Origin of the sequence: Nitritalea halalkaliphila LW7 (genome assembly GCF_000265075.1) — a bacterium.
Taxonomy (GTDB): domain Bacteria; phylum Bacteroidota; class Bacteroidia; order Cytophagales; family Cyclobacteriaceae; genus Nitritalea; species Nitritalea halalkaliphila.
The window spans coordinates 1-21,749 of the sequence record NZ_AJYA01000005.1 but is presented as its reverse complement, the minus strand read 5'-3'; the positions used below and the strand labels follow the sequence as shown (position 1 = coordinate 21,749).

Here is a 21,749-nt window from a genome sequence, read left to right as displayed (position 1 = left end):
CAAGCGGAATCCCCCAGCTCTTCATGCGATCTTCAGGATGCAGTGAATAGGTATGTGCACACCTCCTTTTAACTTGATGAAGCGCTCACCTACCGCCCACACCGTCGTGTACACCTCATAGTGCTCACCGTCAGCAGTTTCGAAGCGGATACGTACCTTGTTTTGTAGCAAGTTACCCAGGGCCTGCGCACGCTCTAAATCTGCTCTACGTAAGCTTCTCTCCTCTACTGAGTGCAGCACTTCCTGCGCGCTAAACTTTAAGTTTGTGATTTGCTCTTTCTCAATCGCTGTTACCGTTTTCATGGCATTCTTTGTTTAATGGTTTGAGTCTTATATACATGAGATCTTTTACTAAAGTTCCGATTTTTAAGCGAATTTTTCGAAAAAATCGGATATTTGGTAGAATAGCTTTTTAATCGGGGTCATTCAAAATAAAATTCTGTGTTGTTACTTCTATTGGGAGGCGCTACTTTTCACAAATCTTATAAGGCAAGTAGGCTTTAGCAGCGTAGTTTCTTTTCCTCTTAGCCTTAAGTCCTTATCTTATAGGGATTTACTAAGGGGTTTTAGGCGATTTGTGTAGCGTAAACTTTGGCGCTCAGCGCCAAAAGCTAGCAGAATTCTTCTCCTCCGCCTGCTCAGGGTGCTCTTTCTTCCAGCACACTTCCGAAAGCAGGGGATTTTATGTATTTTTACCCCATAAAAGATAAACCAAGAGAGCTATGTTTGATATGATGGGCATGATGAATAAGGTGAAGGAAGCACAGGCCAAAATGAAGGAAGTGCAGGATAACCTCGTTCATGTGCAAGCAGAAGGTGAGGCGGGTGCTGGCATGGTCCGTGCCGTGGTGAATGGCAAGCGGCAGGTGCTGCGCCTGGAGGTAGACGAGTCTTTACTGAATCCCGCCGACCGTGAGATGCTGCAGGACTTGAGTGTGGCTGCAGTGAACCATGCCTTAGCCGCCGTGGAGGTGAAGATCAAAGAGGAAATGAAACAAGCCACGCAGGGTATGCTCCCGAATATTCCGGGCATGAACTTCAGTGATATGTTTGGATGAAACCAGGCGCGATCGTTTTATTAAATTTTAATGGGGAGAAAGTACTACCGGATTTTCTCCCTTCTGTTTTACAGGGGAGTAGCCTGCCCATTTATGTAATCGATAACGGGAGCGCGGATGGCTCGCTGGACTATCTTCAGGCCTATGAGCGGAAGGGGAGCCTGTCTGTCTTGCCTTTAGCGGGAAATTTCGGCTTTGCGGAGGGCTATAACCGTGGGCTGGCGCAACTTAAGGGAAGGTACCGCTTCTTTATCCTGCTGAATACAGATGTGCGCGTCACACCCGGCTGGGACCAGCAGCTGCTGGCCTTCTTAGAACAGCAGGGGAGCGCGGCCTTCGCTGTGCAGCCGAAAATCTTGGATGCGAAACGCCCGGAGTATTTTGAGTATGCCGGTGCTGCGGGAGGGTTTTTAGATCAGTATGGCTTCCCCTTCTGTCGGGGGCGTATCCTGATGGACTGCGAGCAAGATACCGGGCAGTATACCGATTCCCTCACAGTGGACTGGTGCTCCGGAGCCTGCATGGCAGTGGCGGCGGAACACTTTTTTTCGCTTGGGGGATTTGATGCCGACTATTTCGCGCACATGGAGGAGATTGATCTCTGTTGGCGCGCTCGAAACCTAGGCCTACAGCTTTGGTGCCTGCCTGCTGTGGCGGTCTATCATCAGGGAGGGGCCACCTTAGCCGTAGCGCACCCGAAAAAAACCTTCTTGAATATCCGTAATTCCCTACTCATGCTCATGGATCGGAGCCCGCTGGCATCCCGTAAGCGGCTTTGGCGGGCACGCCAACTCTTCGATCTGCTGGCGAGCGGACATTTTCTTTTTCAGGGTAAATGGGCACACGTGCAGGCGGTGCGGGCAGGCCGCAAAGCTGCTCGGGAGTTGCTGAAAAAGCGAGCTGAGGCACCCCAGCACTTGCGCGGACCGATTAGCCAACGACAGCCTGTGTTACGCTCAGTTATTTTGGCGCGCTATTTGAAAGGTAGGCGCAGGTACCAAGCACTTTAGTGCGGGCGATCAATCGAAAAGTACCGGATTATTCATCTTTCGAATGTATTTTCGTACTTTCATCATCATGGCTAGGCTCACATACACGATAACCGGTGAGCCTAAGGTGACGAAAGAAGCATAAATAAAAAATAAACGAATACTGTCGATTGGGAAGCGTAAACGTTCACCAAGCTTAGCGCAAACGCCAAAAGCTCGGTCTTCAAAGAAATGTTTTACTTGATTCATGACGCTTTTTCGTTTAGAGTGACCTAATGTAAGGAATAAAATCGATAAATTCATAAGCTAATCAATAGAATAATGTTTAAGTCAAGGGTAGTTTTTTTCGTTTTTTTGCTGACGGCCGGCATATTTTATGGCTGTAGCACCCAAAAATCGCTATACTATTCGGCATTCGATGGAATAGAGGCGAATCCACAACTTCTCACCCTGCACCGTGATTCCATTCGCGTGGAAATTAAAGGGCCACTGCCACTAGAGGTCCTAGCAAAAGACCGCGCCATCACGCTGTATCCGGAATACCACTACGGGCAGGGGGCGCTCCGCTTAGGGGAATTTGAGGTGTTTAATGGCAAGTTCACGCCTACGGATCGACGTGTGGATGTTTCCCTTCAGCTTACATTTCCCTACCTACCAGGAATGGAAAAGGGCAAGCTTGTCTTAAAGGGCCTAGCAGAAGATGCGAAAGGCTTGAAAACCATCCCCGAAAAAGAACTTGGCAAGGGCCTCATCACACTCCCGATGCTGGCACGTTTCGGGCAAGTGATTCTGGATGAGCCGATTCCCGTCGTGGGCATGTACATGGAGACGTATCTAAACCCAGAGGCCTATCTAGAGGAAAAAATCCACACGATAAAGTTTGGATATGGGAGTGCGCAGCTCAGTGGAAACCGACTCACGAGCGCGGAGTCGGGGCCGATTTCTTCGCTCTTAGAGCCGGGTAAAACGCTGCGCAAAGTAAGTATTTTGGGGACACATGCTCCTGTAGATGCAGATCGCCGCGATGCGAATCTGGCACGCATGCGGGCTATCGAGGCGGAGCAGCGCGTGCGCCAGCAGTTGCGTGGACTCGATGTCCCCGTAGAGGTCAATCACCGTAATGCGGACCTGTTCGACCTCCGCTTGCTGATCGCGGACTATAAAGGACTTAATGACCGTCAAAAGGCCGCTTTCTACGAAGTGCTTCTCAGCGAAAGCGCCTATGAAAACCAGATTGCTGAGCTGCGCAAGCTGCCTGGTTTTGCGGCCGTTCAGCGGGACTTATTTCCCCTTTTGGCCTCGGCCAAAGTCACCCTTTATTCGGAGCCTTCCGACCAAACGAAGGCGGCCATCGCTTCACGTGTCTATGCCGCTGTACGAAATGGGGAAGTGCTGCGCAATCTTAGCGAGGGAGACCTGCTGGCAGCAGCAAAAGATGCTCCCCAGCTGAGCGAAAAAGAATCCATTTATCGCTACATGGAGCAGCATTTCCCTTCGGCCACGGCCACCAATAATCTGGGGGTGGTTTTCTTAAATCAGGCGCAGCGCTCGCTGGACAGGAGAGAGCGGAATATTTTGATTTCAAACGCTATCGCGCAGTTTAAGACCAGCGCGAATATGCAGCAAAACCCAATAGCTTACCATAATCTAGGCAGAGCTTATCTGATGTTAAACGATTATTTCGAGGCGTATGTGGCTGTTTCGCAGGCTTCTGCCATGGAGCGTAACCTAAATAATCCTTTCTTAAAGGAAAATGAGGCGCTCAGAGGGGCTATCGACATCATCAATGGGGATTATCGTCTGGCGACGGTGCGCTTAAACCAAGCCCCGAGAACAGAAGAGCATCTGTTTAACTTAGGACTGGCCTACTTCCTTTCTGGTGATTATGAGAAAGCGCAAGTGGCCTTCGAGGAGAGTGTGCAGGTGAACCGTGCCTATGGCTATGGGTTCTATGGCCTAGCCTTAGTGAATGCGAAAGTGGGTAAGGACGAGGATTTAGCCTTGGCCTATTTGCAGAAAGCTGTCGCCTATTCAGATGCTTTGCGCCAGCGGGCGCTTACGGACCTGAGCTTCGAGGCCTACCGCCAAAACGAGCGCTTCATCGAGGTGTTTCGTCCGCTCGAACTCTGGATGGATGGCAGTGGTCCCGTAATACCTGCCGGGGATGAGGCAATGCAGCAAGACGAGGTGAAGGAAGAAGAAAATTAGCAAACAGTGTCAGCACATGCGGAAGCGGGCTAAGCGGGTAGCCTAAAATGAGGATACAAAAGGGGAGTTTTTACAGACGTAGAAGCTTCCCTTTTTTATTTGGGATCCTTTTCGTCCACGGGGACCAGCTCCTTTTGGTCCTTTGGAAGGGTGAAGAGGTAGATAAAGGCGATGCTGGCCGTGATGGCACCGATGGAGAAGACCAGCGGAAAGTTCTCTACTCGATTGTTGAAGAGCCAGCCGCTCACTAAGGCCCCTATACCGATGCCCGCCTCCAAAGCGATGTACATGGTCGCCAGCGCTCTGCCTCGCTTTTCGTCTAAGGAGAGGTCGATGGTCCAGGCCGAAATCGTAGGCGAGTTCATGCCCACTGAGGCGCCGAAAATGATGCCTCCGAGGATGAGCTGCCAGGTAGTGGTGGAAAAAGCGATCACTAGCATGGCCACAGCCATGGAGCTGGTAGCCACTTTCATCACGGGGATCCGGCCATAGCGGTCTGAGGTTTTGCCGGCGATAATCCGGATCCCGAGGGATGCCAGTGTGAACACCGCGAAAAAGAGGCCCTTATTTTGGATTCCCAAGTGCTCGGAGTAGTCAGGAATGATCGTCAAGATGGTGCCAAAAGAAAAAACGGTCAAAAACAGCACAAGCGAAGGCACTAAAACCCGTTTTTCGATCAGCTCCGTTCGGTTGAGCTTGAGATAAGCTCGGCGCATGGGCTGCTTATTCGGTAGCGTCTCCTTCAGCCGTAAGATAATCAGAATGGACAGCACCGCCGTCGCGGCAGAGGCATAAAAAAGGGTATTGATATCGAAAGCAGCGGCGATATAGCCGCCAGCAGCGGGACCGGCGGCCATGCCTAGTGAGCCGAAAAGCGACTGAATGCCCATGGCCTCGCCTCTGCGCTGGAAGGGGACGATGTCGGCCACATAAGCGGAGGTGCCTGTAGGGGTGAAGCCCGCTGAAAAGCCATGAATGAAGCGCAGCAGCAGAAATCCTGCCACCGTGGTCAGTAAGGGATAGAATAGGCTGACGCCAAAGCAAACGGCAGCGCCCACGACCATCACGGGTTTTCTCCCGATTTTATCCGCTAGCTTGCCACTGAAAGGGCGCGAGAGGCCGGCAGTCAGTGTAAAGAGCGCGATGATCAGCCCTTGTAATCCTCTCCTCCTAAGCTGCTTAGATAGGCCGGTAGCTCGGGGATAATCATGTTAAAGCTCGCGAAAAAGAGGAAGGAGCTCATGCAGAGCACGAAAAAGTCTAAGGTAAAGAAGGTAGGCAGGAATCGCATGCAGGTACTTCGAAAGAGTCGATTAGGAAATCGGAAATAGACGATGTGCGTGGTGGGAAGGAATGGAAAAGCCTGCGGAACCACTCGGGCACCGCAGGCCAAAAAGGGTGGGCCGGATAGCGACACTTGGTCGTATCACCATCACATCACCCAGCGTATCAGTTGTCAGTGCCCGCCTCCTCTTCGCTTTGGGCGAGGAGATAGGCTTTGATAAACTCATTTAGCCCTGCACCATCTAGGACCGCCTGCACATCGGAGGTTTCATGTCCTGTCCGCGCATCTTTGATTAATTTATACGGATGCAAGACGTAGTTTCGAATCTGCGAACCGAAATCCACACGTAATTTCGAAGCCTCAATCTTACTGCGCTCCGCATTCCGCTTTTCCATCTCCATCTGATACAGACGAGACTTGAGCATCTGCATCGCTTTTTCCCTGTTGGCCAACTGAGAGCGCTCCACCTGGCAGACCACCACGATCCCTGTAGGTTTATGCGTCAGCTGCACCTTGGTTTCTACCTTGTTGACATTTTGGCCCCCGGCCCCACCGGAACGGGAGGTCTGAAGTTCGATGTCCCCTGGGTTAATGTTGATTTCGATGGTGTCGTCCACCACGGGATAGGCATATACGGAGGCAAAAGAGGTGTGACGGCGCCTCCACTGTCAAAAGGCGAAATCCGCACGAGGCGGTGTACGCCGATTTCAGATTTCAGGAAACCGTAGGCGAGTGGTCCATCAAATTCCAGCGTGACGGATTTGATGCCTGCTACTTCACCTTCTTGCAGGTCCACTTCCTTCACTTTATAGCCGTTTTTCTCCCCCCACATGATGTACATCCGCATCAGGATGCTGGCCCAGTCGTTACTTTCCGTACCTCCTGCGCCGGGATTAATCTCCAGCATGGCGCTAAGCTGATCTTCTTCGGAGCTCAGCATTTTTTTCAGCTCCAGTTCTTCTACCGCCTGCTTGGCTTTCGTGTAGTCCCGTTTGATTTCCTCCTCAGAAACTTCCTCGGCAGTGTAAAACTCATACAGCACCTCTAGGTCCTGAAGGGCTTGGTTGACTCCATCGTAGGCATTGGTCCAGGCCTTTCGGGCCTGAATCTGCTTCATAGTCTTTTCTGCCTCTTCCGGGTCATTCCAAAAATCGGGCTGGGCAGATACCAGCTCTAAATCTTCTATTTCTGCTCGCTTCTTATCGTAGTCAAAGATACCTCCTCAAAGCCGAAACGCGGGCTTTCAAGTCTTTCAACTGGTCTAGTGTCATAATTGCTTTCGTTTTAGCCTGCAAAGGTCGTGATTTTTAGCCGAAAAACCTATGAAAAAGCCTTTCCTTCCGCGCTAAGCACCTACAGCGTCGGGTCGTCCTCATAGATGAGGATGAGCTGCATCTTATAGGCCTTGCCGATAGGCACGGTCGTGGTTTTCAGCTGCCGAATGCCGATACCCGCAGCGATCATGGCCGCCGAACTGATCCACACGCCCCGACTGATGGACAGACGCCCCTCTTGGTTGAGCTGGTTCACGGACTCAGCGCCTAAAAACAGAAGCCCACCACCGATCGCCACGGTGCTGAGGTTGCTGATGGTCTGATTTCGGGTGTCTTTCTGGGAGATATCCACCGCCTCGATGCGCTCCAGGGTCAAGATGTTTTCACGCATCTCGATGAGATCCGCCTGAATATTAACGATGCGATCGGTGACGAAAAAAGGCTCTCCTTTCAACTTGTACGTCAGCTCTTCGCCCACACGATAGCGCATGGCCGTCCGCTTTTTTCCCCCTTTTTGGATGAGGATATATTTGTCTACAGGCTCCACTTTGGGCCGTGCCCCCTGGGCAAAAAGACTTCCGCTGAGCAGAAAAAATAGCCCTAGGAGGAGGCAAAAGGCTTTTCCATAAAGCAAGCAAAGCCCTCGGTAAGAACCAAGGGCTTCATTTTTCAGGTCTTTACTACCTGCTGTGCTATAAAGTGATGATCCAACCATGTGTGTCGGCTTCTTTTCCATATTTTATTGCATCTAACTTGGCCAACACGCGGTTCGAGAAGGCCTCGTTTGTCTTTTCTGGCAGGTCATAAACGGCACCACCTACGCCGATTCGGTTAATGTGCGCGATGGTGGCGGCTGTACCTGTACCGAAGGCTTCCTCTAGGGTGCCGCTTTTCAGGGCATCTTCCAGTTCGGCCACACGTAGGAAGCGTTCTTCCACCGCAACACCCATTTCACGGGCGAGGGTAAGCACAGAATCCCGAGTGATCCCCTTTAAAATCGTGCCCGTACTTGTGGGTGCGGTGATGAGGGTGCCCTTAATCATAAACATCACATTCATCGTGCCACTTTCTTCGATGTGCTGATGGGACTTGGCATCGGTCCACAAGAGCTGGTCGAATCCCTCTTTTTGGGCTAGGAGGCAGGGTAAAGGGAGCCGGCATAGTTTCCGGCGGCTTTGGCGTAGCCCGTACCTCCTTCAGCCGCGCGGGCATAGGCACATTCCACCTTCACCGAAACCGGCTTGGCGTAATAATGCCCTACGGGACAGGTGAAAATGATAAAAGAATATTTCTTCGAAGGGCGGATACCGAGATAGTCGTCCGTAGCAAAAACAAACGGCCGGATGTAAAGCGAGTAGCCGGCACGGTTCGGGATCCAGTCCTTGTCTACCTCTAATAGGGTCTTTAGGCCCTCCATAAACACTTCTTCAGGCACTGTGGGAATGCACATACGCTCGGCGGAAGCGTTTAGACGCTGCTGATTGGCATCTGCTCGGAAGAGGAGCGTCTGCCCCGCTTCATTTTTATAGGCTTTCATGCCCTCGAACACGGACTGCCATAATGCAGCGTGGCATTCGCAGGTTTTAAGGCTAGTGGAGCATAGGGCTCGATCCGGAAATTAGACCACTCGCCCTCCTCATAGTCAGCGATAAACATGTGATCGGAAAGGGTCATGCCGAATACTAAATTATCGAAATCCGTTTCTGCCAGCCGCGACTTCTCTGTGCGGGTGATGTGGATCGGAAAGGTAGTTTTACTGCTCATACAATGCGGGGGTTCCAGGTGACTTCCTCGACGCCTAATTCCTGGGCATTCATGCGGCCCAGTACGAAAAAGTAGTCGGAAAGTCTGTTGATATAGGTAATGACTAATGGGTTCACACTCTCTTCTTCTGCCAGTGCGATGCAGGCACGTTCTGCGCGACGACATACGGTGCGGGCCAGATGGCAGAAGGAAACGACGGGGTGCCTCCGGGCAAAACAAAATGCTTTAAAGGAGGCAAAACTGCGTCCATTTCATCCATGGCTCCCTCTAACTGCATGACGTCCTCCTCGTGGAGATCCGGTTTTTTGACTTTGGCCGCGTCCGGAGCCGTAGCTAGATCCGCGCCGATGGTGAAGAGACGGTCCTGAATTTCCTTTAAAAAAGGCGCACGGCTCGCATTCACCTCCTGATCGCGCACCATGCCCACATAGGCATTTAGCTCGTCCACCGTGCCGTAGGCCTCGATGCGCAGGTGGGCCTTCGAAACACGCTTGCCTCCCAGTAAGGAAGTCTGGCCACTGTCACCTGTTTTCGTGTAAATTTTCATAATTCTCCTGCTGCACTTCTTTTCTCTACGCTGCCGCAAGATAAGAAGGCCTTCACTTTATTATTGGGTTTATTTGCTAATTGGCTATAGCTTCTTTTTTTTCCACGTGTGGGATTTGGGTTGATTCGATCCGATTCGATCAAGCCATCCTTCAGGCGCACGATGCGGTGGGCATAGTGGGCGATATCGTCTTCGTGGGTAACCATGATAATGGTGTTCCCCTGAGCGTGCAGCTCATGGAACAGCTCCATGATATCGTAAGAGGTTTTGGTGTCCAAGTTGCCCGTCGGCTCATCGGCCAAAATGATGCTCGGCGTATTCACAAGTGCCCGTGCGATGGCCACGCGCTGCCGCTGCCTCCGGAGAGCTCGTTCGGCTTATGCGTCACGCGATCACCTAATCCTACACTCTCTAAGGCCGCCCGCGCCTGCTCCTCACGTCGGCTTCTGCTGAATCCGGCATAGACGAGGGGCAAGGCCACATTTTCTAAGCAGCTTGCGCGCGGAAGAAGGTTAAAGGTCTGAAACACAAAGCCGATTTCTTTATTACGGATTTCTGCCAACTCATTCTCGGTCATGTCGCTGACATCTTTGCCATTCAGGATATACTTGCCTCCCGTAGGGGTGTCCAGGCAGCCGATGATGTTCATCAGCGTGGACTTACCCGAGCCGGAAGGCCCCATAAAGGCCACATACTCTCCCTTATTCACTTCGATGCTGACTGATTTCAGCGCACGCACCACCTCAGAACCCATGCGGTACTCTCGGCTGATGTCTGTCGTTTCAATTATCTTTCCCATAGAGCGGTCGTCATTATCTCTCGAAGCGGGCTCTCCTGCTCCGAAAACTTAAAAATAGGCATTCGCCTGTAAAAATACCTGCCGCTGGTCAATTAAATTCATAAAATTTCCTGTTCTAGCAGCTCCATCAGGCTTCGGGGCCGATCGCCTCCCGTATCTGCTGGCGGCTGCCGCCGCAAAGGGCCCTAAACCCACCGCTTCTGCCGCCGCTGCATAGCGTAGCTTTAAAAGGGGATCGCTGTTATAGCTAATGGCCTGCTGCAGCAGCGCATAGCGCGCATCCGGATCCGCTTCCCGTTCGGCGAGTACCAGCTGGGCCGCGGTTAGGTAAGGGTCCCGCTGAAACCCTCTTAGCTCTTCCTTAGAAATCTCCTCGGCGGGCTTGGTCTGTAAGCGCAGGTAGGGCTGAAAGCTGCTGCTTTGGGCTTCGCCCAAAGTCCCCAATAGGTGCTCCTGCTGCGCGGCAGTCAGGAAATGACTCTTATGCCGAAGCAGGCCTGCTGCCAAATAACGCTGGCTTTCCCCTGCGGGTAGTGCCTCCCAGGCCGAGTAAAGGGGGGCGGCAGTTTGTGCCAACAGGCGGCGGGCCAGGGCCATCAGGCTACCTATGTCTTGGCGCTCCTGTTCAGGGCGCAGTGCCAAGGCCTGTTCTACACGAAAGCGCTGGGCTGGGTCCAGAGACTCCGGCTGCTCGGCCAACAGGTAAGCGGCATACAAGGGGAGTTCATCGGGGGCCTGACCATCAAGAAGCAGGTTTTGCCAGACGCCGGTGGCGCGTTCCAAGTCGAAGCGGCTCATGTAAAGGGCTGCTAAGAGCTCGCGGTGAGCCGCCTGCTGACGATCCGCCTGTCCGATGCTCCCTTGCAGGTAGAAAAGCGCCTCCTGAATATTTCCTTGGCGCCAGTGCCAAAGGATGCGGTCTTCTGTCGCCCGCTGTAGTGTGCGCAGCTCGGTAGCCTGTGCCACCAAGCTGTCTAGCGTGGACCCTAAAAAGGGGGCTTCTTTTAAATTACCGCGCAAGATAAAATTACGTCGAAGGGCAGGGGATGCCAGCAGCGCGGTCGCGTCCAGCGTTTCGTCAGCCGAGGCAAATGTAGGAGCACCAGCGTCTGCCACGAGCTTATTGGCCTGAAAGGCCAGCCGCTCCCCTTGCGGAACTGCGGGTATTTCGGGCAGGTTCGCTGCGCCTGCGCTATCCAGTAGGGCGGCCAGCGCGGGCAGTAGCGCCGCCAATCCGGGGCTATCTATAGGGGCTTCCGCGACGAGCTTGGCTGCCTGAAGGGGCTCTCCCAGCTGCACATAGACGCTGGCCGTGTGGATCCGCAGTGCCGCCTCCTCGGGAAAAAGCTCCACCCCCTGTTCGAGGTAAAAAAGCCCTTCGAGGACATTGCCCTGCGCCTGTTTGTGGGCTGCAAGTAGCAAAATCGCCTCCGGGCTGGGGGCAAAGTCAAAGCTATTGGCTAACAAATCCGCATAGCTGCGTGGGCTTTCGAGCTGCCGCCGCAGGGTCGCCGATGCCAGTATCGCGAAAGGGTGCTGCCGGTAGGCGTTCCAAGCTTCTTCGTAGAGAATGGCCGCTTTCACGGGCTCTCGATCTAGCCAGTACCGGCCCGCCTCGTTCGTGGTCAGGGCTACCTCAGCCTGCACAGCGGGGGCTAAATCCACAAAAAGCAGCACGGCTCCTGTGCCCATCAGGAGGGCCAGCCGCATGTGGATGCGTTCTAGGATTTTGGGCTGATAAAAGACCCGGTGGAGGGGCGTGCCACTGTTTATAAAATTAAAAAAATTCATCGCCACATACAGGAAAGCCATCAGGGTGCCGGCCATCTGCGTGGTCAGGAGCAGGTAGCTGAGCAGGCGCTGCAGCGGGGTGTTAGCGCTCCATTGGGCGTAGCCCCAAAGCAAAAGAAGTAGGCCCCCTCCTGTCAGCAAGGCGATCGTTTCGGTCCCTCTGGTCTGAAAGAAGCGGCTTACGCTGTGCTGTTTTTCGTAGAGGCAGTAGGCACTTCCCAGAAGGGCGGGCAGGAGAAAAAGGCCTGCCGGCAAAACCGGGAAAAGGGGGGTGTAGCTGCCGTGGAGCACCAGCAGGGAGGCAGTGCTAAGGCCTAAGTAGCTGATGCTGATTAGGATGAGTGCTGGCTTGAGGTTAGTGCCTACTCCGGTATTTAGTCGGAGCAGCAAGAGGCTGAGCCCTTGAATAAGCCCGGGCGATGTAAAAGCACATGCCTGCTGCGGCGATGAGGCTGAGCAGCAAGAGCCCTTGCTGTGCGGCGAGTAGCTGACTGCCCGCCGCTTCGGGGGCTTGGAGGTACCAGCCGATCAGGAGCAGGGCCACCGCTCCCGTGCAGAGCAGCAGGCGCTGCCAAAGGGTCCAGTAGTGGCCATAAATCCGAATGAGCAGCACAGGTAGGAGGCAGGCGAGCAGGACGATGCCGCGTGGCCAAACCGTGGAGTCGGGCCACTGCTGGAGCTCCAGTCCGAGGAAGCTGCCGCTGCTGATTCCCACAATCAGTAGGGTGAGGGGTAGGTAGAACAGCCAGCCTTTCAAGAAGGTGCTCAGGCTTAGGGCGGTGATGAGGAAGAGTAGCAAAAGCCAGAAGCTGCTGTGGTAGAGCATGGGCGGAATTTCTGCGTCTTTCGGGCTGAAAAGGGGCAGCTGCAGCTCATGCAGTGCCTCGGGCTGGTACCTTCCTGTGGGAAAGTCGAAGGCATCGAAGGGCAGCGAAAGGGATAGCGTTTCGAAGCGCTGTTCATACTGAAGCAGCGGTTCGGCTAGGAGCAGGCTATAGAAGAGAAAACCCCCTCCCAAAACCAGGAGCAGAAGCCCCGGGAAAAGCGGAAGGGGGAAAAAAACGTTCTTGCGCTTAGGCGCGACTTGGGGCATGCTATTCGAGAACTTTAGGTACGCGGAAGTAGTCGGAATCACGCTGTGGGGCATTTTTTAGCCCATCCTCATGCGGAAGGTGCTCTCCGAGAACATCTTCGCGCAGCACATTCACCTCGGTGGACATCGTGGTGAGCGGTTCCACGCCTTCGGTATCTACTTCGTTCAGCTGCTCCATCCAGTCGAGGATCTGGCTGAGGTCGGCTTTCATTTTTTCCACCCCCTGCGCATCGAATTCGAGGCGGGACAGGTGGGCTAATTTTTGAATGGTACTGTTATCTATTTTCATACATTTCTGGTTTCCGTGCGGCTTCATCGCGGTAAAGTTGCTCCTGTATGCACGTAAATGCGCGTTCCTTTAGTAGGGGAAGGTCTTTTTCGGTGCATCCCACAGTGGGGATCGGAGCATGTACCACCATTTTTCCGGCCTTAAAGTTAAGCAAAGGAATCGAAACATCGGGTAAAATCAGGTGATTATATGAGAGGGTGATGGGCACGATTGGTACGCCCGCTTGCCAAGCGATGCGAAAAGCGCCTTCTTTAAAGCGTTTCATCTCTGGAGGGCTACTGCTCAGGATGCCTCCTTCCGGAAAGATGACGAGCGCGCTGCCCTGCTGCAGGCCCTTTGCGCACGGCGCATCACTTCGGCGCGGCTCCGCAGGCTCTCCCGGTCCACAGCGATGTGGAGTTTTTTAAAGTAGTAGCCGAAGAACGGCAACTTGCCGATGCCGCTTTTGCCGACGAAGACCACATCTCCCGGCAGCAGCCCCATCATGGCGATATCCAGGTAGCTGAAGTGGTTGGCGATAAATACGGCGGGTCCCTTTTTCGGGAGCTGCTCCCAGCCCTCTCGCTGCACGGTTTTGCCGATGAGGCTAAAATAAACCCGAGCCCAGTGCTGGTTCACGCGTCGCCCGAAAGAGGCGCGCTTCTGCGAGGAGGCTGCCAGTAAAAATAGGGGGAAAAGCAGCAGGAAGGTGAGGATAAAGACGAGCAAGGCATAGGCCGTGTACAGAATTTTCAGGGCTTTCATGCGCTGTTAATCATGTGGTTAGCCACTTTTATAAAGTAATTTTGCATGTACTCGCGCACCTCATAGGGAAGGTCCACCTTGTCCATGGCGGTGAGCATGCAGTCCAGCCACAGCCGGCGCATCTCTCCGTCGATTTTCCACTGAAAGTGGCGCTTGCGCAGCATCGGGTGGCCGCGTTTTTCCAGGTAGGTATGTGGCCCACCGAATACATGAAGGAGGAACCAGTAGAGGCGGTCTTCTGCCGGCCCGAGGTCCTCTTCCGGGTAGAGGGCGCGCAGGGCTGGCCGATGCTGCACTTCTACATAAAAGTGCGCCACCAGGCTCCGGATGCCCGCGTCTCCGATTAACTCATAGACAGTTTGGCCTTTTTCCATGCTGCGAAGATACCATTCCCAAAAGAATTTATGGAAGGGATGTCGGGAATTTTGTTTTTCTTAACTAACTTGGATTCCATACGTTTGGAAAAGAGGGGCATTTCGCGCCCACTTTCTGTAAGATAAAATTCGCTATGCAAACATGTACGCTATACCGCAGGCTCCTAGGGTGGGCCTTCGTTTTTGGCCTTTACTTTTTCACAGGTTCTGGGCAGGCCTCCGCTTTGGGCTTCGCCCAAAGTCCCCGTTCTGAAGCCGAACCGGCAGCTGCTGATAGTCTGGCGGCGCAGGGGGAGGCAGAGGCAGTACAGGGGCAGGAGCTGGATACCATGGCGGCAGACAGTGCAGCGACCACCGCAGAAAAGCAGCCATTAGCCCCCGCTGCGGGCAAGAAGAAGGTCTACCTTTTCCAAATAGATGACAATATCGATCCGCGGATGAATCGGCGGGTTCGGCTAGCGCTGGAAGATGCGGCGCGGAAGGAGGCCGACCTGATCCTGATCGAAATGGATACCTATGGAGGGGCAGTAAATGATGCGGACGATATTCGGACCATGCTGCTGGATTTAGAAGTGCCTGTGTATGTGTGGATCAACAAGGACGCGGCTTCTGCGGGGGCGCTGATTTCTATCGCCACAGATAGTATTTACATGGCCCCGGGGAGTAGCATCGGTGCGGCCACGGTCGTACAGGGGGGCTCCGGGGAGGCGGCGCCTGATAAGTATCAAAGTTACATGCGCTCGATGATGCGTAGCACGGCAGAAGCCAAGGGGCGCGATCCGAAAATCGCGGAGGCCATGGTGGATGAGCGCCTGGAAATCGAGGGCGTAACAGAAAAAGGCTCTGTTATCACCTTTTCCGTGTCGGAGGCCATCGCGAATGGTTTCTGTGAGGCCGAAGTGCGCTCAGTGGAAGAGCTGCTGGAGCGTGTGGGGGTGACGGACTACAGCCTGGAGCGGTACGAGGAGTCGGGCGTGGAGCAGGTGATATCCCTGTTTTTAAACCCCGCCGTGAGTGGGATTTTGATTCTCATCATCCTGGGAGGCTTGTATTTTGAAATTCAGACGCCAGGGGTGGGCTTTCCCTTGGCCGCTTCGATCGTGGCCGTGATCCTGTACTTTATTCCGTATTACTTGAATGGCTTGGCGGCCAACTGGGAGATTGCGGTCTTTATCGTGGGTGTGCTCTTTTTGTTTGTGGAGCTGTTTGTGCTGCCGGGGTTTGGGATATTCGGTATTTTAGGGATTGTCGGGGTGCTTACGGGGCTGACTTTGGGCATGCTGCCCAATGATGTCTTTGATTTTACCTTTGTTCCAGGCGGAGACCTCTTCTCCGCACTCCTGACGGTGCTCGTATCGGCGATCGTATCCATCATCGGGATTTTTACCTTGGCCCCAAAAGTTAATAGTTGGCAAGCTTTTCGCAGTGTAGCGCTGGCGAGTACGCAGAATCGTTCCGAGGGGTACACGTCTACGACCTATCAGGAGGAGCTTTTGGGTCAGGAGGGAATCGTGATTTCCCGCTTGATGCCCAGCGGTCGCATCGAAATCGAAGGAGAGGTGTACGATGCCTTTTCGCGGGGCGAATTTATCGATCGTGGCGAGCGGGTGCAGGTGATCAGCACAGAAGGCACCTCCCTGCGGGTAAAAAAGATCCCTACAGACACGCAGGAGGGGAAATAAAAAGAGATTTTGTTTCCCATGAAATGAATCGGGAAGAGGAACGTTTTTCCTGTAAGCCCGTATTTTGGGTGGAATCCTCCTATATTTGTGGTTATATCGAGCATTAAGAGCAATAACAAAGCATGAAAAAGCGTATAGTTGGCCTACTAACCGGGCTGTTTTTAAGTGGTTTTGCATGGGCACATGAGCCGGCGGCACTGGATTCAGTGGGGATAGAGCGCAAAGGAAACCAGACCTTTGTCCTGCACGATGTGGCTCCTAAGGAAACTCTTTTTGGGTTGTCTCGGCGGTATGGAGCTACGGTAAACGACATCATACAGCAAAATGACCTGAAAGATGGTCTGAAGATTGGTCAGCGGATACGCATTCCGATCGTGTTAGCGGCTGAGCTTCCTTCCGATGCCCGCGCACATCAGGTACAGCCGGGAGAGACGCTCTTTGCGATTTCGCGGCGCTACGAGGTGGCGGTGGACGACTTAAAGCGCTGGAATAATTTGGTTGGAAATGATATTAGTGTCGGCCAGCAGCTCGTGGTAAAAGGCGTAGCTGCCGCACCCGCCACGCCAGCAGCTCCTGTGGCTCAGGCTGCAGCAACGGGTGCTGCGGCTGCCGAACGTTCCCGACAGACGGGCGCTGCCGCTAGCCAAAACACCGAAGCTGCCGGGCGTGAAGCGGTGGCTCCGGTCCGTCAGGTAGAAGAAACTACGGCGGAAGTGCGCAGCAGCACACGGAGTGCTCGAAGAGCAGAAGTACAGACGCCTGTGGTGCGTGAAGAAAGTGTGGCAGCCGCTGCTTCAGCCACTACCCCAGGTGGCTGGCGCGTGCACCAGGTCAAGCAGGGGGAGACTTTATTTTCCATTGCCAGTCGCTACGACATTAAGGTAGATGATTTGATTCGCTGGAACGGCTTGAGCTCGAATAATTTGGCCTCCGGCCAAGAGCTCCGTGTCGGCCGAGAGGCAGTTCCAGTGGAGCGCGTGCCTGTAATCGAGGCGGAGGTTCCCATTCGGGCGAATAATAGGCCCACAGTAGCCTCGGTAGAGAAGGTGGAGGATAAGTCCACGGGCTTTAAAAACTTGAAGCAAAACGGCCTGGCAGAGGTGATCGATGGTACAGGCAATCATAAAAAATACTTGGTGCTGCACCGTGATGCCCCTGTGGGAACGATCATGAGTGTGCGTAATGCCGAAAATGATGTCACGATCTTCGCGCGTGTGGTGGGCAAGCTCCCGGATACTGGAGACAACAGCAAGCTTTTGATCAAGGTGTCTAAGGCTGCGTACGATCAGCTGCGGGCGGTAAATGCACGCTTCCCCGTTGAAATATCCTATTAAGCCCTTTACAGGGGCAGCATGTATAGGGAATGTGGATTTTTTTGGATAAGCGCCACATTCCCTGTATTTTTGCTCTTCATGAATAACTCTTCCTCCATCAGCACAGGCTTACACCATCTCTTTCGGTACATTTGGAATGGGATATTCGTGCTGTCTTACCCGATTTTAGCCACCTTTGGCCTTCTTTTTATCGGGCTTACTTATTTATTTTCCGGCATTTCGCGTTTGCTTACCCGTTTTCGTAGTGGGGAAGAAGAAATGTCTCCCACCCTTTCCGGGTCTTGGAAAACGGTTCAGGTGCAGGCGTTTCTGAACGATGCCGCGGGGGCCTCTGTCGCCCAAAGCACGCAGGAGAGCGCGGGGGAAGGGCCGATTCCTGTGGCACAACTGTTAGAGGCCAAGCTCTCTAAAAAAATCATGTTCGGACCGGAGGGCTTCACCTTTCGCCGTGCAGATGGTGTACCATCGGTTTTAGAGGAGCATATTTTCGGTTCACGCGTGTACGAGATTGAAGAAGGCCTTCTCCTCGAAAAATGGAATACCGTAGAACCTAAAGAGCTCCCTGACTTCACCCTCTGCTTGTACCTGCCTGAGGAAGATCAGCTGCGCCCCTTAACGCGCATCACGTGTTTTGACTGGCACCTTTCTGAGCGGGAGGGTGACACCCTGCGTTTCAAGTGGTTTGATGGCATTCAGGGAGACACGGTAGTGGTTCATTTATAAATTGCGTCGGTTCGTGCATCCACTTGCTTTAAAAGATTTTTTAGAGGAGCATGTCTCCCGTTTTAATCGCCCTGAATTTATCCCAGAAGATCCGATTTGCATTCCCCATGCCTTCACGAAGAAGCAGGACATCGAGATAGCAGGTTTTATCGCGGCTACTTTGGCCTGGGGCCAAAGAAAGACCATTATCGCCAAGTGCCGGCAGTGGATGGAGCTGATGGATCATGCTCCCTATGATTTCGTGCTGCACCATGAGGAGCGTGATCTCAAGGTCTTCGAGCAGTTTAAGCATCGCACCTTTACCCCGACGGACACGCTGTACTTTATGGCGTTCTTCAAGCGTTTTTATCAGGAGCATTCCAGTTTAGAAGAAGCATTTCTCCAGGGGTATCAGGCGGATGAGGTGGATGTGATGGAGCGGCTGCTGCGTGGCTTCCATGAGCAGTTTTTTGCGGATCCTTTTGCGCCGGCGCGCACCCGCAAGCATGTGGCTACCCCCGCACGCAAGTCGGCATGTAAACGGTTAAACATGTTTCTACGCTGGATGGTGCGGCAGGATGAGGCTGGCGTCGATTTCGGGATATGGAAGCGCATACAGCCGAGCCAGCTGGTCTGCCCTTGTGACTTGCATGTGGATCGGGTAGCGCGCGGTTTGGGCTTGATTCAGCGGAAACAGACCGACTGGGCTACCGCTATGGAGTTAACGCGAGCGCTTCGGACCCTGGACGCTTCGGATCCGGTACGTTACGATTTTGCGCTTTTCAGCTTAGGCGTCATCGGAGAACGTTAAGTGAGGCGTGTGGAAAAAAGTGTTGATTTCAGGAAGGGAGCTTCTTCTCGTGAGTAGTTTTGGCCCTGTCGGGCAAAAAAAACTACCCCCAGAGAGGGTAGTATTTCCAAATAAATATGTCAATCATAGTTTCTTTTCTAGGGTGCGTACTTTCCCTGTTTCCATATCATAAATTGCGCCAATGATACGCAGTTTTCCACTTTTTATCTTTTCTTCTACTTCGGGCAGTGCATCGTGAATGGCCTGCACGCCATGCATGACGTTCGCGACGATGGCCTGTTCGTAGAAATTAGGTGCACTTTTCGGAAGTGCCTTTTCCTCTTCTTCCGCTTCGATGTAAGCGATAATTTTTTTCTATATACATACTGTGCGTGGCATGCGTATGCGTGGCGTTATGGGCCGTGCTGTCCTGTACTCTGGCTACGTAGGCACCTATGGCCCCGCACTGCGTATGTCCGAGGACGATGACCAGGGGTACTTCGAGGTGTTCTATGGCATATTCCACGCTGCCGATTTCATAGTCGCTGACGATGTTTCCGGCGTTTCGGATGACGAAGAGGTCCCCGAGTCCCTGATCGAAGAGCAACTCAGGGGGAACGCGGGAGTCCGAGCAGGAAACGATGGCCGCTATGGGATGTTGCCCTTGGCTTAACGCGCGAAGCTTCTCTAATGTTTGATCGGGATGTATGGGATGATCTTCTGAGAAGCGTTTATTTCCTTCTAATAAGAAGCTAAGCACTTGGCTTTTATCCAAATTTTCTGTGTGTTGATCTTCGCCCAGGGTGGGTGCTTTCGTGGCTGGACTATTGCAGGAAGCGACCTGCAGCAGGAGGAGCAGGGCGAGGAGGGGCAGGAGGGGGGTGCGGTAGGAGCGCTTCATCTGTGATGCGTTTTAGAATTCAGCAACAAATGTGGAGGATTTCGCTGGGGAATAAAGTGAGAAAAATCACGCAGCGATGCAGACTGCGCGGTAATAGGTCATTCATGTAAGCGATCGCGCCATGCATGCCATTTGGTTTAAGCAGCATAATTTAGGAAGGCAGGACCTAAAGGAAACGAATAGGTACAGGGCCTCGTTACACCATGAACGCGTTTTGTATACCTTTTCGATGTAAAGCCTGAAAAATCCAAAAACGCTTGAACTCAATAAAGCTAAAAATTAGTATCTTGAGTACATGTAAAGAAATAAGTCGATGAAGCAGGTTTTTAAATCTAAAATCAGTGTCGGTTTGATGCTCCTACCGCTGTCGCTGCTCTTTGTAGTAGCTCTCCTATTCGTGTACGAAGGCCTCCTGTGGCTGGCTCTGGTGCTATGTGTACCCGTATTGCTTTATATTGGGCACCTTTTGCTGAACACCCGCTACACCTTGCTCGATGATAAACTCCAGGTCAGCTGCGGTTGGGGTAACGAGAAGACCATCGATATCCAAAGCATAAAGGAAATTTCTGAAACCCGTAATCCCCGAAGTGCGCCTGCTTTGTCCTTAGACCGGCTGGAACTCAAGTATGGCCGCTTTGATGCCATTCTCCTTTCCCCCCAAGACAAGCAGGCATTTATTCACGCCTTACAGCAGGCGAACCCAGCTATCGTCCTCAAGTCGAAAACATAGGCGAGAAGCCTTTTTCACCCCTCTTTAGTCCCTTGCGTTTAGTGCCTTGGGACACACTTTCTTTTTTTTGGCCTGTAGGCCAAAAGGAAAGCAAACGAACACAAACGAACATCAAAAAGAAAGCAAACGAAAGCAAACGATCACGTAAAACTGAAAAAAGAAAGCAAACGAACAGAAAAAGGAAAGCAAACGAACATGTGTACGTGAGGGGGGAGGCTGAGCCTTTGGTTGAGTCGTGTTTGATTACATCCGATTTGTATCAACCAATGATAGATGAAACCGTGTTTATACCGCTATATTTTGAAATCGTTTTTGTCCGAAAGTGGCGGATGGTTTGTTCGGAGGTAGAGACAGGGCATTTCCTGTCTCTACGGTATGCTGTTTATCCTTATCGCCATGGATAGTTTCATCTGTTTTATTTTCGACGCTGTCATTATCTCTATCCGGTTTATCCACTATCAAAACCCCATGCATAGGTTGGGCATAAAACAAAATCGCCCAATTTTGTGTGTTTTGCCTGATTTGAGATTTATCATCCAGCACGCATTCAATCGTATCCTTTTTCTATCAGAGCGCTTGTGTGCGGGATTAAAAAATGGACTTTAAATAGGGAAATCCGCTTCTGGAGTGCCCCAGGTTTCTGGATTTTTCCGCCATTCTACCAGCGAGGCGAGTGCTTCTTCGTCGATGTAGTCGTCCGCTAGAGCTTTGGGGAGTAGATGTGCGTAGTCGGATAAACAAAGTAATGCAACTTCCGCTGCTTCAAAGTTCTGGCGCGCTAACTCAAAGCCATAGGTGAAGATGGCAAGCATCCCTAACACCTCAAATCCGGCCGCTCTTAAATCTTGCACCGCCTTTAGGGAACTTCCTCCGGTACTGACTAAATCCTCTACCACCAGCACTTTTTGGCCGGGGGTGATTTTTCCTTCGATGCTATTGCCCATGCCATGGCCTTTGGGTTTCGCCCGTACATAAATAAAAGGTACCCCCAGCGCATCAGCTAAGAGAGCCCCCTGAGGGATGCCCGCAGTAGCTACCCCCGCGATGGCCTCTACCCCTTGAAAAGTTTTTGCTGCCAGTACCAGCTGTTCCTTGATATAATTTCGAATTTCAGGGAAAGAAAGCGCGCGCCTGTTGTCGCAGTAAATAGGAGACTTCCAGCCGGAGGCCCAAGTGAAAGGATTTTTCGGCTGTAAACGTATGGCTTCGATGGATAAAAGTGCCCCAGCTACCCGAGAGGCTACTTCTCTGTCTAAAATTTTCATGACTCAAAATTAACATTTTATCCATTGGAAATTGGTGTGCCTGTTTTTTTTTGTGCATTTTTGAAAGGATTACCTTTGCGACTATGCGAATTTTTGTAAATGATAAGCCGCTGGATCTGCTGGCAGTACG

19 protein-coding genes and 6 pseudogenes are annotated in these 21,749 nt (G+C 52.5%); 8 read left to right on the top strand and 17 right to left on the bottom strand.

Features of this window, described 5'->3' with window-relative positions:
* Positions 1 to 21: 21 nt before the first annotated feature.
* Positions 22 to 303, bottom strand: coding sequence for a hypothetical protein (locus A3SI_RS02275; RefSeq protein ID WP_009053449.1), 282 nt, complete (start codon positions 301 to 303; stop codon positions 22 to 24).
* Between the two features lie 419 nt (positions 304 to 722).
* Here A3SI_RS02275 and A3SI_RS02270 point away from each other — a divergent pair, with 419 nt between their 5' ends.
* Positions 723 to 1,058, top strand: coding sequence for a YbaB/EbfC family nucleoid-associated protein (locus A3SI_RS02270; RefSeq protein ID WP_009053448.1), 336 nt, complete (start codon positions 723 to 725; stop codon positions 1,056 to 1,058).
* On the top strand, positions 1,055 to 2,068 hold the full coding sequence (locus A3SI_RS02265; RefSeq protein WP_009053447.1) for a glycosyltransferase family 2 protein: 1,014 nt from the start codon (positions 1,055 to 1,057) through the stop codon (positions 2,066 to 2,068). Before A3SI_RS02270 ends, A3SI_RS02265 begins: the two co-directional genes overlap by 4 nt.
* 9 nt (positions 2,069 to 2,077) lie before the next feature.
* On the opposite strand, the gene A3SI_RS02260 is transcribed toward A3SI_RS02265, so the two are convergent.
* Positions 2,078 to 2,296: a PspC domain-containing protein gene (locus tag A3SI_RS02260; RefSeq protein WP_009053446.1), complete on the bottom strand. Its 219-nt coding sequence runs from the start codon at positions 2,294 to 2,296 to the stop codon at positions 2,078 to 2,080.
* A 72-nt stretch (positions 2,297 to 2,368) separates the two neighbouring features.
* Between A3SI_RS02260 and A3SI_RS02255 the strand changes: the two genes are divergently transcribed.
* Positions 2,369 to 4,255 (top strand): tetratricopeptide repeat protein, encoded by a 1,887-nt coding sequence (locus A3SI_RS02255; RefSeq protein WP_009053445.1) that lies wholly within the window; start codon positions 2,369 to 2,371, stop codon positions 4,253 to 4,255.
* Positions 4,256 to 4,350: 95 nt separating this feature from the next.
* On the opposite strand, the pseudogene A3SI_RS02250 reads toward A3SI_RS02255, so the two are convergent.
* The 11 genes and pseudogenes from A3SI_RS02250 to A3SI_RS02200 all read right to left on the bottom strand — a co-directional run bounded on the left by A3SI_RS02250 (position 4,351) and on the right by A3SI_RS02200 (position 14,215).
* A pseudogene (locus A3SI_RS02250) lies at positions 4,351 to 5,546 on the bottom strand (MFS transporter).
* A gap of 158 nt (positions 5,547 to 5,704) precedes the next feature.
* Positions 5,705 to 6,811, bottom strand: a pseudogene (gene prfB / locus A3SI_RS02245) (peptide chain release factor 2).
* An 82-nt stretch (positions 6,812 to 6,893) separates the two neighbouring features.
* A complete protein-coding gene (locus A3SI_RS02240; RefSeq protein ID WP_009053444.1) occupies positions 6,894 to 7,529 on the bottom strand; it encodes a hypothetical protein in 636 nt (211 codons plus the stop codon).
* Positions 7,507 to 8,578 (bottom strand): annotated as a pseudogene (locus A3SI_RS02235) (branched-chain amino acid aminotransferase). Before A3SI_RS02235 ends, A3SI_RS02240 begins: the two are co-directional and overlap by 23 nt.
* Positions 8,575 to 9,125: pseudogene (locus A3SI_RS02230) on the bottom strand (cob(I)yrinic acid a,c-diamide adenosyltransferase). The pseudogenes A3SI_RS02235 and A3SI_RS02230 overlap by 4 nt, the downstream one beginning before the upstream one ends.
* 101 nt (positions 9,126 to 9,226) lie before the next feature.
* A pseudogene (locus A3SI_RS02225) lies at positions 9,227 to 9,924 on the bottom strand (ABC transporter ATP-binding protein); the annotation flags it as partial.
* Between the two features lie 48 nt (positions 9,925 to 9,972).
* Entirely contained in the window at positions 9,973 to 12,105 is a 2,133-nt protein-coding gene (locus A3SI_RS02220; protein ID WP_156810124.1) for a tetratricopeptide repeat protein, read from the bottom strand.
* Positions 12,071 to 12,808: a hypothetical protein gene (locus tag A3SI_RS02215; RefSeq protein ID WP_009053442.1), complete on the bottom strand. Its 738-nt coding sequence runs from the start codon at positions 12,806 to 12,808 to the stop codon at positions 12,071 to 12,073. Before A3SI_RS02215 ends, A3SI_RS02220 begins: the two co-directional genes overlap by 35 nt.
* A gap of 1 nt (position 12,809) precedes the next feature.
* Positions 12,810 to 13,097: an Asp-tRNA(Asn)/Glu-tRNA(Gln) amidotransferase subunit GatC gene (gatC, locus tag A3SI_RS02210; protein ID WP_009053441.1), complete on the bottom strand. Its 288-nt coding sequence runs from the start codon at positions 13,095 to 13,097 to the stop codon at positions 12,810 to 12,812.
* A pseudogene (locus A3SI_RS02205) lies at positions 13,084 to 13,841 on the bottom strand (lysophospholipid acyltransferase family protein). The gene gatC and the pseudogene A3SI_RS02205 overlap by 14 nt, the downstream one beginning before the upstream one ends.
* On the bottom strand, positions 13,838 to 14,215 hold the full coding sequence (locus A3SI_RS02200; RefSeq protein WP_009053440.1) for a globin domain-containing protein: 378 nt from the start codon (positions 14,213 to 14,215) through the stop codon (positions 13,838 to 13,840). Before A3SI_RS02200 ends, A3SI_RS02205 begins: the two are co-directional and overlap by 4 nt.
* A gap of 329 nt (positions 14,216 to 14,544) precedes the next feature.
* On the opposite strand from A3SI_RS02200, the gene A3SI_RS02195 reads away from it, so the two are divergent.
* From A3SI_RS02195 to A3SI_RS02180, 4 genes are all read left to right on the top strand, one after another.
* The gene (locus A3SI_RS02195) at positions 14,545 to 15,897 is read left to right on the top strand and encodes an NfeD family protein (RefSeq protein WP_040669898.1); all 1,353 of its coding nucleotides are present in this window, start codon (positions 14,545 to 14,547) and stop codon (positions 15,895 to 15,897) included.
* 122 nt (positions 15,898 to 16,019) lie between these two features.
* Entirely contained in the window at positions 16,020 to 17,231 is a 1,212-nt protein-coding gene (locus tag A3SI_RS02190) for a lytic transglycosylase (protein ID WP_009053438.1), read from the top strand.
* A gap of 78 nt (positions 17,232 to 17,309) precedes the next feature.
* On the top strand, positions 17,310 to 17,954 hold the full coding sequence (locus A3SI_RS02185) for a hypothetical protein (protein WP_040669845.1): 645 nt from the start codon (positions 17,310 to 17,312) through the stop codon (positions 17,952 to 17,954).
* 13 nt (positions 17,955 to 17,967) lie between these two features.
* Positions 17,968 to 18,744 (top strand): TIGR02757 family protein, encoded by a 777-nt coding sequence (locus A3SI_RS02180; protein ID WP_009053436.1) that lies wholly within the window; start codon positions 17,968 to 17,970, stop codon positions 18,742 to 18,744.
* Between the two features lie 123 nt (positions 18,745 to 18,867).
* On the opposite strand, the gene A3SI_RS21395 is transcribed toward A3SI_RS02180, so the two are convergent.
* Together A3SI_RS21395 and A3SI_RS02175 are read right to left on the bottom strand one after the other, a co-directional pair.
* Positions 18,868 to 19,017 carry a carbonic anhydrase gene (locus A3SI_RS21395; RefSeq protein WP_262491751.1) on the bottom strand — a complete coding sequence of 50 codons (150 nt, stop codon included), beginning with the start codon at positions 19,015 to 19,017 and terminating at the stop codon, positions 18,868 to 18,870.
* 16 nt (positions 19,018 to 19,033) lie between these two features.
* Positions 19,034 to 19,624 (bottom strand): carbonic anhydrase, encoded by a 591-nt coding sequence (locus A3SI_RS02175; protein ID WP_009053434.1) that lies wholly within the window; start codon positions 19,622 to 19,624, stop codon positions 19,034 to 19,036.
* 313 nt (positions 19,625 to 19,937) lie between these two features.
* Between A3SI_RS02175 and A3SI_RS02170 the strand changes: the two genes are divergently transcribed.
* Positions 19,938 to 20,354, top strand: a complete 417-nt coding sequence (locus A3SI_RS02170; protein WP_009053433.1) for a PH domain-containing protein — start codon at positions 19,938 to 19,940, stop codon at positions 20,352 to 20,354.
* Positions 20,355 to 20,639: 285 nt separating this feature from the next.
* Here the strand turns inward: A3SI_RS02170 and A3SI_RS18745 are convergent, their stop codons facing one another.
* Together A3SI_RS18745 and pyrE are read right to left on the bottom strand one after the other, a co-directional pair.
* Positions 20,640 to 20,897 carry a hypothetical protein gene (locus A3SI_RS18745; RefSeq protein ID WP_009053432.1) on the bottom strand — a complete coding sequence of 86 codons (258 nt, stop codon included), beginning with the start codon at positions 20,895 to 20,897 and terminating at the stop codon, positions 20,640 to 20,642.
* 59 nt (positions 20,898 to 20,956) lie between these two features.
* Positions 20,957 to 21,619: an orotate phosphoribosyltransferase gene (gene pyrE / locus A3SI_RS02160; RefSeq protein ID WP_009053431.1), complete on the bottom strand. Its 663-nt coding sequence runs from the start codon at positions 21,617 to 21,619 to the stop codon at positions 20,957 to 20,959.
* Positions 21,620 to 21,749: the final 130 nt, after the last annotated feature.